Source organism: Mesorhizobium sp. M0500, from assembly GCF_040321165.1.
In the GTDB taxonomy this organism is placed as follows: domain Bacteria; phylum Pseudomonadota; class Alphaproteobacteria; order Rhizobiales; family Rhizobiaceae; genus Mesorhizobium.
Window position 1 is genome coordinate 1 of sequence record NZ_JAMYRB010000101.1, and the last position, 504, is coordinate 504.

The 504-nt window shown below is 55.6% G+C and carries 1 protein-coding gene; it reads left to right on the forward strand.

Annotated features, from left to right (window positions below):
* Positions 1-38 precede the first annotated feature (38 nt).
* Positions 39-504: phytochelatin synthase family protein (locus tag NKI70_RS33935; protein WP_352726478.1), on the forward strand; the 466-nt coding region annotated here is incomplete at its 3' end.

Sequence of the window (504 nt, forward strand, 5' to 3'; positions counted from 1 at the left end):
AGAAGACACAGTCCTATTGCGGTGTCGCCAGCATCGTCATGGTGCTGAACGCGCTCAATGTACCGGCGCCTTCGGTTCCGGAGTACGAGCCATATCGCACTTTCACGCAGGACAATGTCCTCGATGAACGAACGGACGCCATTCTCGCCCGAGATGTTTTGGCGAAGAAAGGTATGACCCTCGATCAGATCGGTGGAATTCTTGCGACGCAGCCGGTCAAGGCAGAAGTCCATCATGCCGCCGACAGCTCAGTCGACGAGTTCCGCAAGCTGGCGAGTTCCCATCTCGGCCAGTCGAACCATTTCGTGATCGTCAACTACCTCCGCAAGGCAATCGGACAGGAGAAGGGCGGCCATATCTCGCCGCTAGCAGCCTATGATGGGAAATCAGACCGCTTCCTCATCCTTGATGTCGCACGGTATAAATACCCTCCAGTGTGGGTGAAGACATCTGAGCTTTTCGATGCCATGAACACCCAGGACTCCGACAACGAGAACAAGACCC